A 15843-nucleotide genomic window follows, 5' to 3' on the forward strand; every position below is an offset into this window, starting at 1 on the left:
CCTCAGCGCAGCAGGTAGGGAATGTTCACTGTCACCGCATCGGTCGGGCAGTCCGCCTCGCAGGGCATGCAGTACCAGCATTCGTCGTACTTCATGTGCGCCTTGCCGGTGTCCGGGTTGATCCACAGGACGTCCAGCGGGCAGACGTCGATGCAGACACGGCAACCCTTTTCGGCGATGCATTTTTCTTCGTCCACGATGACCGGGACGGCGGAACGGTGGGTGGCGACGGGCATGGTTGATCTCCTCGGTACGGTCGGCTCGGCTGCCGGCCTGTAGGGGCGAATTCATTCGCCCATGGCATCAGGTGTTGGGCGAACGAGTTCGCCCCCACGGTCAGGCATTGGCGGCCTTCTTCACGCGCAGGCGGTTGTAGGCGTCCTTCTCTTCGCCGAGCGGCACGATGTAGTCGGCGATGGGTCGCTTGCCGTGGGCCATCTGGCCGTTGGCGTCCTTGAACAGGCGGGTGTGGCAGAACCACTCGGCGCTGTTCTGCTCGGGGTGGTCGACGCGGTAGTGGTACAGCCCCCAGCGCGACTCGGTGCGGTACAGCGAGGCGCGGGCGGCCATCTCGGCACAGTCGATGATCGACTGCACTTCCAGCGCGCGGAGCAGTTCGTGCGGGTCTGCAGCGGCCAGCCGCGGGACGTCCTCGCGCACGGCGAGGATGCGTTCCAGGCCGATCTCCATCTTCTTGGTCACCTTCGGTGGCTGCAGGTAGTCGTTCACCAGGCGGCGGACCTTGTATTCCATCTGTTCCGGCGGGATGCCGTCGGTGACTTTCAGCGGCGCCTGGATGCGGGCGAGTTCGGCAGCGATGAAGGCTTCGTCCAGCTGGGGTTCGGCGCGGTCCTTGACGAAGGCCGCTGCGCTCTCGCCGCAGATCTGCCCGTAGACGAAGGCGCCGAGCATGTAGTTGTGCGGCACCGAAGCCATGTCGCCGGCGCAGAACAGCCCGGGCACGGTGGTCGCGCCGGTCTCGTCGGTCCACACGCCGGAGGCCGAGTGGCCCGAGCAGAAACCGATCTCGGAGATGTGCATTTCCACCATGCGCTGGCGGTAGTCGATGTGCCGGCCTTCGTGAAAGCGTCCGCGTGAAGGCCGCTCGTTGGTGTGCAGGACGGTCTCGATCTCTTGAATCGTTTCCTCGGCCAGGTGGTCGAGCTTGAGGAACACCGGGCCGGTGCCGGATTCGAGCTCCTTGAAGAACTCCAGCATCATCTGTCCGGACCAGTAGTCGCACTCGATGAAGCGCTCGCCGTAGGCGTTGGCGGTGAAGCCGCCGAGCGGGCCGGTGACATAGGCACAGGCCGGGCCGTTGTAGTCCTTGAGCAGCGGGTTGACCTGGAAGCACTCGAGGTTGGCCAGGTCCGCACCAGCGTGGTAGGCCATGGCGTGGCCGTCACCGCAGTTGGCCGGGTTCTCGTAGGTGCCGAAGAGATAACCCGAGTTCGGCAGGCCGATGCGCCCTGCGGCACCGGTGGCCATGATCACCGCTTTGGCACGGATGATGATCGGCTCGGCGGTGCGGGTGTTCACTCCGATCATGCCGGCGATGTTGCCGTCCGGGTCCTTCAGCAGGCGGGTGGCGATGAAGCGGTTCTCGATGTCCACGCGCACCCGGCGCAGGCGGCGGTAGAGGATCTTCTTGACGTTGTGGCCCTCCGGCATCGGCAGCACGTAGGTGCCGAGGTGGTGAACCTTCTTCATGTCGTAGTCGCCGGTCTCGTCCTTCTGGAAATGCACGCCCCAGGCGTCGAGCTGCTCGATCATCGAGAACGAGCGCGTGGCGTAGGCCATCAGCGCCGGCTGGTGAACGATGCCGTCGTTGGCGATGGTGATTTCCTTGACGTACTGCTCGGGCGTGGCGTGGCCGGGCACGACCGCGTTGTTCAGGCCGTCCATGCCCATGGAGATCGCCCCGGAGCGCTTGACGTTGGCCTTCTCCAGCAGCAGCACCTTGAGCGTCGGGTCCTGCTCCTTGACGGTGACGGCGGCCATCGGGCCGGCGGTGCCACCGCCGATCACCAGCACGTCGGTTTCGATGACGGGAATGTCGTGAATCGTGGTCATGGTGGTCTCCTCTATTTCCGGTCGACCCGGAACTGGTACTTGAAGGCGTCGCCGCGGTAGCACAGGTATTCGAAGTCGATCGGCCGACCGCTGCGGTCATGGGTCAGCCGCTCGACGCGCAGGATGGGTTCACCGGCCTTGAGGCCGAGGTAGGGCTGGTGTTCGTCGTCGGCCAGGGTGGCGTCGAGGCCGATGGCGGCATGGCCGAGGCCGATGCCGAAGCGGTTCTCCAGCAGCGGGAAGATGTCGCCGGACAGGTCCAGGCCGAACAGGCGCTGGCCGATGTCCAGGGGGAAGTAGCTGTGCTCCAGGCACACCGGGGCGCGGTTGAGAAAGCGCACGCGCTTGACCTCGACCACATCCGCGCCGGGCGCGAGGTTCAGCGCGGCAGCCGCCGGCTTGGGTGGCTTGCGCTCCTGAATCGACAGCAGCCGCGCGGTCGCCTCGTAGCCCTGGGCGGCCATGGCCTCGCCGAAGCCCTGCAGGCGCTGCACGTTCTGCACCGCCTTGGGCTTGCTGACGTAGGTGCCCTTGCCCTGGGCGCTGAACACCAACCCCTCGTTGTGCAGGTCGCGCAGCGCCTGGCGGATGGTGATGCGGCTGACGCCGAAGGCGGTCATCAGCTCGTTTTCCGAGGGCAGCCGTTCATGCACGGCATAGTCGCCCTCGAGGATCTTGCGTCTGAGGGTGTCGCGGATCTGCACGTACAGCGGCAGTGGCGACTGGCCCGGGGCGAGCGGTTCGAGGCGGCTCATGGGCGTGGCTCCAGCCTGTCATGACAGGTCATGTCGAGCGTGGGTGCAGGCAAGGGACGGGTATGCATGGCTCAGCCTCCGTTCTGCTGCTGGAAGGCGCGCAGGGTTTCCTGGCGGATCAGGTCCAGGCACTGGCGCTTGTAGTCGATGAAGGCCGGGTCGGTGAGCAGGCTCTGCTCGCGCGGTCGCGGCAGCTCGACGCGGATGTCGGCGATGATCCGCCCGGGGCTGGCGCTCATCACCACGATGCGGTCGGAGAGGAACACCGCCTCGTCGATGTCGTGGGTGACGAACACCACGGTGTTCCTGAACTCGCGCCAGATCTCCAGCAGGTTCTCCTGCATCATGATCCGGGTCTGCGCGTCCAGTGCGCCGAACGGCTCGTCCATCAGCAGCACGCTGGGGTAGTTGGCCAGCGCGCGGGCGATGCCGACGCGCTGCTGCATGCCGCCGGACAGGGTGCCGGGGTAGGCGTCCTCGAAGGCGGCGAGCCCCACCAGCGAAAGGAAGGTGCGCGCCACGCCGGTGGCCTCGTTCCGCGAGGCGCCGGCCATCAGCGGGCCGAAGGCGACGTTCTCGCGCACCGTTTTCCAGGGGAACAGCGAGTGCTGCTGGAACACCATGCCGCGGTCCGGGCCGGGTCCGGCGATGGGCTGACCGTCGACGGTCAGCTCGCCGCGGGTGGGTTTGACGAAGCCGGCGATGGCGTTCATCAGGGTCGACTTGCCGCAACCCGAGGGGCCGAGCAGGCAGACGAACTCGCCGGGGCGAATCTCCAGGCTGGCCTGTTGCACCGCGGCGCGCTTGCCGCCGGCGTGGTCGAATTCGATGGACAGCGCACGCACGCTGACATGGCCGCGCCCGTCGCCCTTGGCCGCGGCCTTGGCGCGCAGTCGGCTGTGATCGAGCACGGCGAGGCGGTTGTCGGAGACGATCGCATTCATGACCGGCCCCCCTGCTGCTGCCAGCGCAGCAGCGGCACGCAGGCCTTGCGCACGAGCAGCGTGCAGAGCGTGCCGAGCCCGCCGATGGTGAGCATGCCGATGATGATTTCCGGGTACTTGACCAGGGTGTAGCTGGTCCAGGTGAAGTAGCCGATGCCGTATTGGCCGCTGATGATTTCGCCGGCCAGCAGCGAGAACCAGGCTACGCCCATGCCGATCGCCAGGCCGGCGACGATGCTTGGCATCGCGCCGGGAATCACCACGTGCCAGAGGATCGCCCGGTCGCTGGCGCCCAGGCTGCGGGCGGCACGCACCAGCACGTCCGGCGTCTGCTCCACGCCGTGCACGGTGTTCAGCACGATGGGGAAGAAGGCGCCGAGAAAGGTGATGAAGACGATGCTCGACTGCTCGGTTGGCAGCATCAGGATCGCCAACGGAATCCAGGCCACCGCCGGAATCGGCCGGAACAGCTCGATGTAGGGCAGCAGGATGTCCTCGGCCCAGCGCGAACGACCGATCAGCACGCCGCAAAGGACGCCGAGCACCACGGCGTAGGCATAGGCCAGCGCGATGCGTTCCAGGCTGTGGACGATGTGCAGGTAGAACTCGCTGCTGCCCAGCTGCTGGATCAGCGTCTGGCCCACCAGCAGCGGTGCCGGCACGTTCTCGAAATTGATGAACAGGTTGAAGCCCGTGGTGGTCGCCAGGTGCCAGATCAGCAAGGCTCCCAGCAGCGCCAGCATGCGCACCAGGTAACGCCCGGCCATCGGCGGCAGGCGACGCGGCGCGGAAGGGGGGGCAACCGGCGCTGGCTGGGGCACCGGCGCAGCGGTCAGCAGCGGCCGGTCGGCTTCCGGCGTTGCCGGTTCGGTATCGAACAGGGGGGTCGGTTTGACGCTCATGCGGTCACTCCTCGGCTTGAGGCGGGCCCGTGGCACGGCCCGCGCAGGGGCTCAGTCCAGCATCGCCACGGGTGCATCGGTCAGCAGGGCGCTGCCGCCGTGCTGGGCGATGTGCTGCTCCGAGTCGCTTTTCTTCATGAAGGCCAGCACCTCGCCGCTGGTGTCCTTGACCAGGTAGGCCGCCTTGCCGAACAGCTTCAGGCCGGTGAGGTTGTCGTAGACGTAGGTGGCGTTGATGGCTTTGCCGGACGCCTTGGCGTCGGCTTCGGCGGCGAGCATGGCGGCGGTGCTGTCGTAGGCGACGATGCCCTGGTCCTGGAACCAGATCTCCGCCGGTTTGCGTCCTGGCGCGCGGGCGACCGGGCTGACCACGCTGGCGACCGCGGCGGCGTAGTCCAGGCCCATGTCGGCGTAGGCTTTCTTCAGGTAGCTGTCGTCGATCCAGGCGGCGAAATCCAGATCGGGGATCTGCATTTCCTGCTGCAGCAGGGCGTGGTCGTATTTCATCGCCTCGACCCACTGCGGCTTGATGCTCGCCTCCATGGTCGAAATGCCGCCCTGGCTGAAGTAGAGATAGAGCACCTCCTTCTCCACGCCGGTCCATTCGGCCACCTTTTCCGCGGCGCGCCGTGGGTCTTCGCTGATCCATTGCTGCGCGGCCAGGGTGGCCTTGAGCACGCCCTCGACCACCTCGGGGTACTGTCTGGCGAAGTCGTCGCGCACCACGATGCCGTGGAAGGTGGGGATGCCGGCCTCGCTGCCGTCGTAGATCTTCCGCGCGGTGCCGCGGAATTCCATGATCTCGGACCAGGGGCAGAAGTCGGCATGCGCGTCGATCTTGCCGGCGGCAATGTTCGCCGCGCCCACCGGGGGGCTCTGGTTGACCAGCGTCACCTTGTCGGACAGCCCGGCGTCGCGCAGCACCTTCAACGTCATGCCCCAGGCCGCACTGCCGACCGGCGTGGAGAGGTTCTTGCCGGCGAGGTCGGCGAGCGCCTGCACGGGGGAGTCCTTGGGCACCACGATGCCGTTGCCGGTGCCCTTGAGGTTGTAGCCGGTCACCGCGATGAAGCGCGTCTGCTGCTTGCCGGTGGCCTGGAACTTGGCGCCATTGACGATCAGCGGGTAGTCGCCCATGACACCGAAGTCGAGCTTGCCGGCGAGCATCTGGTTGGTGATCGGCGGGCCGGAATCGTAGTCGCGAAACTCGATCCGGTAGTCGGCGTCCGCGTACTTGCCCGTGTGCGGCAGGTGCTTGTCCAGCAGGTCGAGTTTCTCCAGCACGATGCCGCCGGAAACGGTGTTGGTGACCATGCTCTGATGGCCGATTCCGATGCGGATGGTTTCCGCTGCCAGCGGGCCGCTGAACAGCAGGATCGATCCGAGTAACGAGGTCGCAAGCAGGCTATTCCGGTTGTCCATTTGTCTTCACCTTGGCGGTTGAGCAACTTGTACTAACAGGGCATGACGCCTGCTTTTGAAGGTGCACCGGCTGTGCCAGAACGCCGCGGTCAAGAGCTATGTCGCTGTTTTGAAAATGTATTCGGCCGGCTGGTTGACTGCTTGATCAACTCAATGAAGACGTGCTGTGCGCTCGTCGATGGTGCGCATCCAAGCCCACCGTTCCAGCGCGGCGCAGTAGGCGACACGCTCGATAGAACAAGTGAAACAAGTCTGCGACGGGAGGCGACCCTCCCGCCAGTTTCGAAGGGCTTGGCTGGTAGATCATCGATCGGGTACGACGCCCGTATTCACGAGCGGCAGCAAAGCTGATTGGCACCGGTGGGCGGTGTGCAAGCCTGGTCAGGCGCTGGGTTGAGAGGAGGTTGCCGGTCCGCAAGCACTAAGATGTCCTGACTTCAGCGCTCAGCATCCACCTCGATATCGAACGCGATGCTCCAGTTGTGCAGCGGGTAGGGCTTGTCCACCAGCGCCTCGATGTTCGCTTCCTTGGGCATGAGTTCGGGCAGGTATTCGTAGCTGGCGTCGGCGCGCATGGGGTCGCTGTCGCGTAGCTGGCCGGCGCCGCCGACCTGGTAGCTGGCGTAGGTGATGCGCGGCTGGCCGCTCAGTTCGCGGCCGGCGCGCAGGCGGACGATGGTGTCGGCGGCGAGCTCCACCGCGGCGATGGGGACTTCGCCCTGGTCGTCGTAGAGCAGGAAGCCCCTGTTCTTCACCTCGCTGGCCGTGTGCCCGAGGTAGGGTTTGTCGAAGGCCAGCGGCGGGTGCGGGACGTGGAAGTCGATCAGCACGTCGCGGCCGTCCACGGTGGCCTGGCGCGGCGCCAGCGGCTGCCAGTTCTTTCGTTCGACGACGACGTGGTGGTAGACCTTGCCGAGCATCTGGCCGAACCAGCGGTAGCCATTCGCCGACAGGTGCACGCCCTTGTCGACGTAGGGGTAGACCGGGCCGGCAAGGAACCAGTTCGGCTCTTCCCGGGCCAGTTCCCATTGCGCCATGCCGACGGCGAGCGAGCCGTCCTTCACCGAGGACTTGGCGTCGGTCTGGTAGCTGATGAAGGCCGGCATCTGTGGCTGCCCGGTGAGGGCTCGCGTGTCCGCGTAGAGGTCATCGCGCAGCTGGCGCATCAGTTGTTTGTAGCGGGCCTTGTCGTTCACCCCGCCGTTGGTCTGCGAGTAGTCGTATTCGCCCTGCATCCAGAAGAAGGCGCTGACGGCGTAGCTGGCGTTCTCGGCGTCGGCGAGTGCCTTCGCCTGGTCCATGGCCTGCGTCACCCGGCGGTATTCGTGGGTGCCACCGCTCTTCGACAACTGGGTGATCGAGCGGCCGGAGGTCGAGGCGTTGCTGGCGACGAACAGGTGCTCGGGATCGGTATCGCTGCCGTGCTGGTGCAGGTACAGGCGCCGGGCCATGTTCAGCGCGCCGACGTCCACCGATTCGCCTTCCTCCTGGGCGTGCGCGTCCAGCTGCGCGACCTGGTCCCGTTCGAGGATGACCTGCGCATCGTCCTTGCGCTGCACCACCGCCCGCAGAGGGGCGAAGGCGGCCTCGCCGACCGGCTTGAACGCGGCGCCGCTGTAGGTCGCCGAGCGCACCGCCTGGCCGAGCATGAGGTTGTCGTAGCGCGGCTGGCTGGACAACGCCGGCCAGCCTTCGGCCGCCGAGGCGAGCGACTGGCCGTAGGTGATGATGTGGTTGTACTTCGCCGTCGGCGCGGCCGACAGCCGGTTCGGCTCCGCCATCAGCTGTGCGCTCAGGCGCTTGTTCTGCGCGTCGCGCTCGGCGAGTGGGCCGTTCGTCGCGAAGGCGGGCAGGGCAATGGTCGCCGCCAGCAGCGCGACGACTCCGCTGCGCAGGTATCCGCCACGTCGCGCAGGGCGCTTTCCTGCCCGGGGCAGGGCGCACGACACCATTGGTTTCTCGTCCCGTTTCGACCGCATTTCGGCTCCGTTTGCCTCTTGCTGGAAGCCGTTTCGACGATGACCCGCTGCAGAAGTTCGGTGTCACGTGGCCTTCGGCGATGGCTATTTGACACTTCGATCGGCTGCGCAAATCGCCTTGAAATAATTTGACGCATCTACGGCGTCTGGCTACATTCGCTGTCTTGATCGCAAATGATAATAATTCTGATTAAGTTTACTTAAGAGGAGGTCGCGGTGAACGCATGGGCTCACGCTGTACCCTCTGGCTCCCATCGGGGCCGCATATTCGCTCCCAGTTTCCGTTTCTATTCGCCGTCGGGCGGAGTCGAGGCCAGCGGCTGTTTCGCCACGCTGGCGACGCCGGCCGAGGAGGATGGCCAGGCGCTCGAACGTAGCGTGCAGCAGGCCTTGGGCGAGGCGCGCGCGGCGGGGCTGGGCAATCCCGCCGTGGTCGGCGTGATTCCCTTCGACAAGTGGCAGCCGTCGCAGCTGTTCGTACCGCGGCACCTGGCCTTCCTGCCGCCGGCGTCGCCGCCGACGTCGATCTGCGGCCTGCCTTGTGGTGCGGCGCGCAGTTGTATCGAGCAGCCGGGCCGCGATGGTTTTCGCCAAGCGGTCAACCAGGCGCTGGACCTGCTGCGCGCCGGCCGTATCGACAAGGCGGTGCTGTCGCGGCTGTTGCAGCTGGAGTTCGACGAGCCGCCGTGCGCGCAGACGATCTTCCAGGGCCTGCGCCAGCAGAATCCCGAGGCCTATCACTTCGCCGTCGAGCTGCCCGATGACGGCGTGCTGATCGGTGCCAGCCCCGAATTGCTGCTGCGCAAGCGCGGCCGGGCGTTTGCCAGCAACCCGCTGGCTGGCTCGGCCAGGCGCTCCGACGATCCGCTGGCGGACGAGTGGGCGGCGCGAGGACTGCTGGATTCGGCCAAGGACCAGCACGAGCACCGCCTGGTCATCGAGGAGCTGGCCGGCCAGTTGCGCCCGCTGTGCCGCAGCCTGAGCGTCCCGCTGGCGCCGACGCTGCTCAAGACCGCCAGGCTCTGGCACCTGTCCACCCAGATCGAAGGCGAGCTGGAGGACGAGCTGTCCGCGTTGCGCCTGGCCTGCCGGCTGCACCCGACGCCGGCGCTGTGCGGCTTTCCCACCGCCGCGGCGAAGCAGGTGATCGCCGAACTGGAACCGTTCGACCGTGGCGTGTTCGGCGGCATCGTCGGTTGGTGCGATGCCGCCGGCAACGGCGAGTGGGCGGTGGTGATCCGCTGCGGCATCATCCAGCAGACCCGCGTGCGCCTGTTCGCCGGCGCCGGCCTGGTCAGCGCCTCCTGCCCGGAAGCGGAGTGGCACGAGACCGGCACCAAGCTCGGCACCATGCTCGCCGCCTTCGGCCTCGACAAGGAGGCGGTGTGAGCCTGATTCCCTTCACCCGCTGGCCCGCCGCGTTCGCCGAGCGCTACCGGCAGGCCGGCTACTGGATCGGCGAGCCGCTCAGCCACATGCTCGCGGTCCAGGTCGAAACGCAGCCGGACGCCATCGCCGTGGTCTGTGGCGAGCGCGAACTGAGCTACGCCGAGCTGGATGCGCTGTCCAGCAACCTCGCCCGGCGCCTGGCCAACCACGGCCTCGGCCAGGGCGATCGGGCGCTGGTGCAGCTGGGCAACCAGGCCGAGCTGTACATCGTCTTCTTCGCCCTGCTCAAGGCCGGGATCGCGCCGGTCAACGCGCTGTTCAGCCACAGCCGGCTGGAGCTGCACGCCTATGCCGAACAGATCCGCCCGCGCCTGCTGATCGCCAGCCGCCTGCACCCGCTGTTCCGGAACGACGACCTGTTCCTCGCCGAGCTGCAGCAACGGGTGCCGGAGCTCGACACGCCGTTGCTGCACGCCGATGGCCAGGCGCAGCGCAGCCTGGCGGCCTGGCTGCAGCCGGTCGCGGCCGAGCGCGATTTCGCGCCGACGCCGGCGGACGAGGTGGCGTTCTTCCAGCTTTCCGGCGGCAGCACCGGCACGCCGAAGCTGATCCCGCGCACCCACGACGACTACTACTACAGCGTGCGCCGCAGCGTGGAGCTGTGCGGCTTCGACCGCGACACCCGCTACCTCTGCGCGCTGCCGGCGGCACACAACTTCCCGCTCAGCTCGCCGGGCGCGCTGGGCGTGTTCGTCGCCGGCGGGCGCGTGGTGCTGGCGCCCGATCCGGGCCCGGCCAGCTGTTTCCCGCTGATCGCCGCGCAGCGGGTCGACGTCGCCGCGCTGGTGCCGCCGGCGCTGTCGCTGTGGCTGCAGGCTGCGCCCGGCCACGAGGTCGAACTGGCGTCGCTGCGGCTGCTGCAGGTCGGCGGCGCCCGGTTGCCGGACGCGCAGGCGCGGCGCATCCCGCAGGTGCTCGGTTGTCGCCTGCAACAGGTGTTCGGCATGGCCGAGGGGCTGGTCAACTACACCCGCCTGGACGATGACGACGCGCACGTCTACCTGACCCAGGGCCGGCCGATGAGCCCGGACGACGAGGTCAGGGTGGTCGACCGCGACGGCCGTCCGGTGGCGCCGGGGCAGGTCGGTGCACTGCTGACCCGCGGCCCCTACACCATCCGCGGCTACTTCCAGAGCCCCGAACACAACGCCCAGGCCTTCGACGCCGAGGGTTTCTACCGCTCCGGCGACCTGGTGCAGCTGCGCGCGGACGGCTACCTGGTGGTGGTCGGGCGGATCAAGGACCAGATCAACCGCGGCGGCGAGAAGATCGCCGCCGAGGAGGTGGAAAACCTGCTCATGGCGCACCCGGCCGTTACCCACGCCGCGCTGGTGTCCATGCCCGACGAGACGATGGGCGAGAAGAGCTGCGCCTTCGTCGTCAGCGCCGACCCGGCGCTCAAGGGCGTCGCCCTGCGCAGATACCTGCGTGGCCTCGGGCTCGCCGACTACAAGCTGCCGGACCGCATCGAGCGGGTTGCCGCACTGCCCATGACGGCGGTGGGCAAGGTGGACAAGACCCGCCTGCGCCGCCACCTCGCCGAACGATTGACCGTTACCGAATAAGGACTTCGCATCATGGCTATTCCCTCTCTCACGCCTTACGCACTGCCGGCCGAATGGGCGGTGAACAAAGTCCAGTGGCCGGTCGAACCTGGCCGCGCGGTGCTGCTGATCCATGACATGCAGGACTATTTCTGCGATTTCTGGGGCGCGGACAGCCCCTTCGTCACCGCGCTGGTCGAGCGCCTGGCCGCCGTGCGCGAGCGCTGCAAGGCGCTGGGCATTCCGCTGGTCTACACCGCCCAGCCCGGCCAGCAGGCCGCCGGCGAGCGGGCGCTGCTCAACGACATGTGGGGCCCCGGCCTCACCCAGCACCCGGCGCGCCAGGGCATCGTCACCGGCCTCGCGCCGGCGGCGGACGACACGGTACTGGTCAAATGGCGCTACAGCGCCTTCCAGCGTTCACCGCTGGAGCACATGCTGCGCGAACTGGGCCGCGACCAACTGATCATCGGCGGCATCTACGGCCACATCGGTTGCCTGATGACCGCCTGCGACGCCTTCATGCGCGACATCCAGCCGTTCCTGCTGGCCGACGGCATCGCCGATTTCAGCCAGGCCGACCACCAGATGGCGCTGAACTACGTGGCCACCCGTTGCGGCCGGGTCATCGAATGCCGCGAGGTGCTCGAACTGGGCCGCGCGGCGCGCCTGGCGCTGACCCGCGAGGCCCTGCAGGCGCGCCTGCTGGGCATGCTCGACGAGATCGACGAGCCGTTCGACCCCGACGAGAACCTGCTGGACTACGGCCTGGACTCGATCCAGGTGATGGCGCTGCTCAGCGAATGGCGCGAGCAGGGGCTGGAACTGAGCTTCACCGACCTGGCCAAGACGCCGACCCTCAACGGCTGGTGGGCGCAGATCCAGCAGCACGGAGGTGCCGCATGAGGCCGCTGGGCAATGCGCAGCAGGGCCTGTGGTACGGCTACCTGCTCAACGAAGACCGCGCCATGTTCAACACCGCCGAATGCATCGCCTTCGCCGGCACGGTGCAGGCGCCGCTGCTGATCGCCGCCGTGCGGCGGGCGGTGGGCGAATGCGAGGCGCTGGCCGGGCGCTATGTCGTCGACGGCGAGGCGGTATTCTTCGAGCCCTGCGAACTGCCGCTGGACGTGGCACGGCTGGACGTGCCGGCGTTCGCCGATGCCGAGGCCTGGGTGCGCGACTGGGCGCTGGCCGACATCCGCCAGCCGTTCGACCTGGAGCGCGAGCTGGCCTGCCGCTTCGTGCTGCTGCAGGCCGCCGGGCAGGATTTCCTCTACAGCTGCGTGCACCACATCGCCCTCGACGGCTACGGCACCAACCTGCTCTACCAGCGCATCGCCGAACTCTACGGCGCCGCCGTGCGCGGCGAGCCGGCGCCAGCCTGCGGCTTCGGCCGCTACGCCGAGGTGCTCGCCGAGGACGCCGCGCGCGACGCCCAGGGGCGAACCGCCGCCGCGCGCGGCTACTGGCTGGAGGCCTTCTCGCGGCTGCCGGCGCCAGTCAGCTTCAGCGAGCGCAGCGCGCCGATCTCGGCGACCTTCGTCCGCCACGGCGCGCGCTTTCCGGCGCCGCTGTGGCAGGCGCTGAACGCCACCGCCCAAGCCCATGGCGTCGGCTGGGCCGACCTGCTGCTGGCCGGGCTCAGTGCCCAACTGCGCCAGGTCAGCGGCAGCGACGCCCAGGTACTCGGGCTGATGGTGATGAACCGCATCGGCTCGGCCGCGTTCAACGTGCCCTGTATGCAGATGAACATCGCCCCGCTGTGCCTGGAAACGGACGGTGGCGCCGACCTGATCGCCAGCGCCCGGAGCATCGCCAAGCTGCGCCGTGGCAGCCGCAAGCACCAGCATTACCGCTACGAAGCGCTGCGCCGCGACCTCGGGCGCGTCGGCGGGGAGCAGCGGCTGTTCGGCCCGCTGGTCAACATCATGCCGTTCGACCGCCCGCTGGCCTACGGCGAGCTGCCGGCGCGCACGCTGAACCTCAGCGCCGGGCCGGTGGAGGACCTGACCCTGGAGGTGCAGGTCGGCACCGACGGCATCCCGCAGCTGGACTACGACGCCAACCCGGCCTGCTACAGCGCCGCGCACCTGCAAGCGCTGCAGGAAGAATTGTTCGAGCTGCTCGGCCGCTGGCTGGCGGAACCCGAGGCGCCGCGCGACAGGCTGCTCGAGGCCTGGATGGCCGACTACCGGTTTCGCCAGCGGCTGAACGCGCCGCCAGCCGAGCAGGCGCAGCTGGGCGAGGTGCCCAGCGTGCTGGCGGCGATCCGCAGCCACGCCGAACGCCAACCGGAGCGCATCGCGCTGTGCCAGGGCGAGCGCCGGCTGAACTATGCCGCGCTGCTGGCGCGCGCCGAGGAAATCGCCGCGGCGTTGGCGGAGCAGGGCGTGCGGCCCGGCGAGCGGGTCGGGGTGATGCTCGCGCGTTCGCCCGAGGCGATCCTCGCCTTGCTCGGCGTGCTGCTGGCCGGCGCCGTCTACGTGCCGCTGGATGCCGAGCAGCCGGCCGAGCGCCAGCGGCTGATCTGCACCACCGCGCAACTGGCGCGGGTGATCACCGAGGCGGCCTACCGCCATCGCCTGGCGGACAGCTACACCGGGCCGATCCAGCTGCTCGGCCAGCTCGCCAGCCATGAGCGCCGGCATGCGCCGCGCAGCGGCGAGGCGGCGGCCTACCTGATGTTCACCTCCGGCTCCACCGGCGCGCCGAAGGGCGTGGAGATCAGCCATCGCGCGCTGGATCATTTCAGTGCGGCGGCGCGGCTGCGCTACGGCGTGACGGCGGACGACCGGATGCTGCAGTTCGCGCCGTTCAACTTCGACGCCAGCATCGAGGAAGTCTTCGTCAGCCTGAGCGCCGGCGCCACCCTGGTGCTGCGCACCGATGCGCTGCTGCAGTCGATCGATGCCTTCGTCGATGGGCTCCAGAAGCAGGCGATCGGTATCGTCGACCTGCCCACGGCGTTCTGGAACGAATGGGTGGTGGCGCTGCGCAGCGGCCAGGCACGGATTCCGGCCGGGCTGAAGACGGTGATCATCGGCGGCGAGGCGGTATTCCCCGAACAGCTGGCCGCCTGGCAGCGCGTGGCCGGGCCGCAGTTGCGGCTGATCAACACCTATGGGCCGACCGAGGCCACGGTGGTCGCCAGCAGCTGCGACCTGCAGCAGGTCGATGCCAGCGCCGCCTGCCTGCCCATCGGCCAGCCGCTGGCGACGGTGCAGGCGCTGGTGCTCGAACGCGGCGACCGCCCGGCCGCCGAAGGCGAGCTGGTGCTCTGCGGTCCGCAATTGGCCAACGGTTATCTCAACAGCGACTCCGCGGCCTTCGCCCGCCTGCGCATCGGCGCGCAGGAGGAGATGGTCTACCGCACCGGCGACCGTGTGCGCCACGTCGATGGCCAGCTGGTCTACCTCGGCCGGCTGGACAACGAATTCAAGATCAGCGGCTACCGCATCCAGCCCGGCGAAGTCGAGGCGCGCCTGCTGGCGCTGGACGGCGTCGACGAAGCCTGCGTGCTCGGCCTGGAACTGGGCGGCGGCCTGCGCCGGCTGGTGGCCTTCGTCGCCGGCCCCTGCGACGACCTGCGGGCGATCCGCCGCGCACTGGGCCAGGTGCTGCCGGCGGCGATGGTGCCGACCGACTACCGCCACTACCGCGCCCTGCCGCGCACCGGCAGCAACAAGCTCGACCGCAAGCGCCTGCAGGCCGAGTACCTGCAGGGCGCGACCACGCGGGCGCTGGACGATGCCACCCAGCAGCGGGTCAGCGCCATCTGGCAGCAGATCCTCGGCGTCGGCGGCATCCAGGCGCAGGACAACTTCTTCGAACTCGGCGGCCAGTCGTTGCAGACGATCCAGATCGTCAACCGCCTGGCCGCCGAGTTCGGCACCGCGGTGAAGGTCTCGGACGTGTTCGACAACCCCTGTCTGGCGGACTTCTGCCGCTTCCTCGACAGCCGCCTGCGGCAGGGGCAAGCGCAGGTGGAAACGGTCTGGTGAGGAGAGGCGGATGACACAGCAGATGGATTTTCACGGGCGGCGCATCTGGGTCACCGGCGCCGGCCAGGGCATCGGCCGCGCGGTGGCCGAGGGTTTCGCCCGGCTCGGCGGCGAGGTGCTCGGGCTGGACCGGGCCTTCCCGGAGTGCGACTACGGCTACCGCACCTGTGTGCTCGATGTCAGCGACGCCGCGGCGGTGCGCCGGGCCTGCGCCGAGCTGCTGGCGCCGGGGCAGGGCATCGACGTGCTCGCCAGTGTCGCCGGCATCCTGCGCCTGGGCGCGATCGAGGAACTGAGCCTGGCCGACTGGGACGACTCGCTGCGGGTCAACGTCTCCGGGCCGTTCTACCTGCTGCGCGAGCTGCTGCCGCGCTTCCGTGCGCAGCGCCGCGGCGCGGTGGTGGCGGTGAGCAGCAACGCGACCCGGGTACCGCGCATGCAGATGGCGGCCTACGCGGCGTCCAAGGCCGCGCTGAGCAGCCTGATCCGCACCGCCGGGCTGGAGCTGGCGGGCTTCGGCGTGCGCTGCAACCTGGTGTCGCCGGGCTCCACCGATACCGCCATGCAGCGCGGCATGTGGGCCGACGACAGCGGCCGGGCGCGGACCATCGCCGGCCTGCCCGAGCAGTTCAAGCTCGGCATCCCGCTGCAGAAGATCGCCACGCCCGAGGAGGTGGCCAACACGGTGCTGTTCCTCGCCTCGGACCTGGCCAGCCATATCACCCTGCAGGACATCGTCGTCGACGGCGGCGCCACCCTGGCAGCCTGAGA

12 protein-coding genes are annotated in these 15843 nt (G+C 68.4%); 5 read left to right on the forward strand and 7 right to left on the reverse strand.

All coding sequences use genetic code 11. The features are described 5' to 3' along the window. Nucleotides 1–2: 2 nt before the first annotated feature. The 7 genes from CXK94_RS14545 to CXK94_RS14575 all read right to left on the reverse strand — a co-directional run bounded on the left by CXK94_RS14545 (nt 3) and on the right by CXK94_RS14575 (nt 8048). The gene (locus CXK94_RS14545; RefSeq protein ID WP_014597289.1) at nt 3–236 is read right to left on the reverse strand and encodes a 4Fe-4S dicluster domain-containing protein; all 234 of its coding nucleotides are present in this window, start codon (nt 234–236) and stop codon (nt 3–5) included. A 100-nt stretch (nt 237–336) separates the two neighbouring features. Next, nucleotides 337–2073: a fumarate reductase/succinate dehydrogenase flavoprotein subunit gene (locus CXK94_RS14550; protein WP_014597288.1), complete on the reverse strand. Its 1737-nt coding sequence runs from the start codon at nt 2071–2073 to the stop codon at nt 337–339. 11 nt (nt 2074–2084) lie between these two features. Further along, a complete protein-coding gene (locus CXK94_RS14555; protein WP_003301428.1) occupies nt 2085–2828 on the reverse strand; it encodes a GntR family transcriptional regulator in 744 nt (247 codons plus the stop codon). 71 nt (nt 2829–2899) lie between these two features. Beyond that, on the reverse strand, nt 2900–3772 hold the full coding sequence (locus CXK94_RS14560) for an ABC transporter ATP-binding protein (RefSeq protein ID WP_082041992.1): 873 nt from the start codon (nt 3770–3772) through the stop codon (nt 2900–2902). Then, complete coding sequence (locus CXK94_RS14565; protein ID WP_102894893.1) at nt 3769–4674, reverse strand: ABC transporter permease; 906 nt, start codon at nt 4672–4674, stop codon at nt 3769–3771. Before CXK94_RS14565 ends, CXK94_RS14560 begins: the two co-directional genes overlap by 4 nt. A gap of 51 nt (nt 4675–4725) precedes the next feature. Beyond that, entirely contained in the window at nt 4726–6096 is a 1371-nt protein-coding gene (locus CXK94_RS14570) for an ABC transporter substrate-binding protein (protein WP_102894894.1), read from the reverse strand. A gap of 437 nt (nt 6097–6533) precedes the next feature. Further along, on the reverse strand, nt 6534–8048 hold the full coding sequence (locus tag CXK94_RS14575; protein ID WP_102894895.1) for a sialate O-acetylesterase: 1515 nt from the start codon (nt 8046–8048) through the stop codon (nt 6534–6536). A gap of 243 nt (nt 8049–8291) precedes the next feature. Between CXK94_RS14575 and CXK94_RS14580 the strand changes: the two genes are divergently transcribed. From CXK94_RS14580 to dhbA, 5 genes are read left to right on the forward strand one after another with little or no spacing between them, the layout of a single operon-like run. Continuing rightward, nucleotides 8292–9464: an isochorismate synthase gene (locus tag CXK94_RS14580; RefSeq protein ID WP_180984429.1), complete on the forward strand. Its 1173-nt coding sequence runs from the start codon at nt 8292–8294 to the stop codon at nt 9462–9464. Further along, nucleotides 9461–11089: a (2,3-dihydroxybenzoyl)adenylate synthase gene (locus tag CXK94_RS14585; RefSeq protein WP_102894896.1), complete on the forward strand. Its 1629-nt coding sequence runs from the start codon at nt 9461–9463 to the stop codon at nt 11087–11089. The genes CXK94_RS14580 and CXK94_RS14585 overlap by 4 nt, the downstream gene beginning before the upstream one ends. Before the next feature lie 12 nt (nt 11090–11101). Beyond that, entirely contained in the window at nt 11102–11974 is an 873-nt protein-coding gene (locus tag CXK94_RS14590; RefSeq protein ID WP_102894897.1) for an isochorismatase family protein, read from the forward strand. Continuing rightward, entirely contained in the window at nt 11971–15072 is a 3102-nt protein-coding gene (locus CXK94_RS14595; RefSeq protein ID WP_102894898.1) for a non-ribosomal peptide synthetase, read from the forward strand. Before CXK94_RS14590 ends, CXK94_RS14595 begins: the two co-directional genes overlap by 4 nt. Before the next feature lie 10 nt (nt 15073–15082). Then, nucleotides 15083–15841: a 2,3-dihydro-2,3-dihydroxybenzoate dehydrogenase gene (dhbA, locus tag CXK94_RS14600; RefSeq protein WP_102894899.1), complete on the forward strand. Its 759-nt coding sequence runs from the start codon at nt 15083–15085 to the stop codon at nt 15839–15841. The last annotated feature ends 2 nt before the right edge of the window (nt 15842–15843 follow it).

Source organism: Stutzerimonas stutzeri, from assembly GCF_002890915.1.
Lineage (GTDB): Bacteria > Pseudomonadota > Gammaproteobacteria > Pseudomonadales > Pseudomonadaceae > Stutzerimonas > Stutzerimonas stutzeri_AF.